2 protein-coding genes are annotated in these 1,332 nt (G+C 37.4%); both read right to left on the reverse strand.

The genetic code is table 11. The annotated features are described in order from the left end of the window. Nucleotides 1-219: transposase (locus tag KUV50_RS19825; protein WP_222581849.1), on the reverse strand; the 219-nt coding region annotated here is incomplete at its 3' end. A 3-nt stretch (nucleotides 220-222) separates the two neighbouring features. After that, nucleotides 223-837 (reverse strand): transposase, encoded by a 615-nt coding sequence (locus KUV50_RS19295; protein WP_222581848.1) that lies wholly within the window; start codon nucleotides 835-837, stop codon nucleotides 223-225. Between the last annotated feature and the right edge of the window lie 495 nt (nucleotides 838-1,332).

Below are 1,332 nucleotides of genomic sequence, written 5' to 3' on the forward strand. Positions count from 1 at the left end.
CAGTGCCGGCATGTAGAGACATTCTCTTATTCTGTTATTTCCTCGTTTGGAAATTCTTGTTTTTCCTTTGAATTTTCCGGATTCATTAAACACGATATCCAAGCCAGCATAACTGACCAGCTGTCTGATATTTCGCACCATATGGAATCCATTAGTCTCGCACAGAATTGTGATGATTGTTGTACGTCCTACTCCCTTTATAGTAGCTACTTTATTAATCTTTTAATCCAGCTCCGGATTTGATTTTATGACAGCTTCTACCTGCTCTTCCAGAACCTGGATCTGATGTTGATAAAATTCAATTTGTTTTTTTGTCACCCCAATCACAGATTCAGATGTCTTATGTGCGTGATTCATAGCGTGAAGCTGGTTCTTAGCCCGTTTCTTTTCTTTGTCCAGAGAGAGCCTTTTTCTGTTCAATGCTTTGAGTTCTTTGTACTGAGGACACATAGGCTTCCAACATTTCAGCTTTCGTTCTATGCCAATCTGAGCAATAATACGGGCATCTATTTTGTCCGTTTTGGATACTATATTCAGACTCTTGGTGAAGTGTTTTACTTTGTTTGGCAACAATACACTGATGTGATGATCATTTTCATATAAATAGTAAGCCAGATCTTCATAATAAACACCGGTAGCTTCCATTACGAAAAGGATGAAATCATGATAAGTCTTAATACGCATTTCTGTCCATTCCACAAGCTCAGCATACCCTACCGAGGTGTTTTTAAACGTCCGGCTACCTTTGATCTTAATTTCTCCGTCAGGCATCTGTGATTGAATACAGGCCTTGAAATCATCTTTGGCAATGTCAAGACCAATGATTAACTTTGACATAAAGTATTATTTTTATGGAAAGAAATTCTCTTCAACGCTTTGACTCGTAAAAATGCTAGATATAGACGACTTGGTCTATTCTTTTGATACTATTCAAGCTCTGAGAAGAGAAGAAAGGCATGGGTGCAAAATCTGTCAGGCGATATGCATTAATTGCTATCTTCGTTTGGTTGCTAATCCCATGCTTTCTTTCCTGTTTATAAAAATCAGAATCTAACAATATATTAGCTCTTTTTCAACTCGGGGTAAACATACGAGCGTCTGGGAGAAAATGTTTTTGGGAAAAGATAGTTTTCTTTATGCCAATAGTTAAGGATGTTTCATAAAGACCTGTCAGCGTTTAAAAGCGCCCGCACAAACGCTACCTCACCCATAACCTGACAGATACTATGATCTAATCCAAGTATTTATATTGTTATTTCTCAAAATATTTTCTTAATTTAAAGATACCGAAAGAAGGCCTCAGCCGATTCAATACGCTGAAGTCTATCTAGT

This window comes from Membranihabitans marinus (assembly GCF_019802045.1).
Classification (GTDB): Bacteria; Bacteroidota; Bacteroidia; order Chitinophagales; family Saprospiraceae; genus Membranihabitans; species Membranihabitans marinus_A.

Bases quoted from the DNA above. Each gene is read 5' to 3' on its own strand.
- KUV50_RS19295 (WP_222581848.1), bottom strand. From the start codon at position 837: ATGTCAAAGTTAATCATTGGTCTTGACATTGCCAAAGATGATTTCAAG.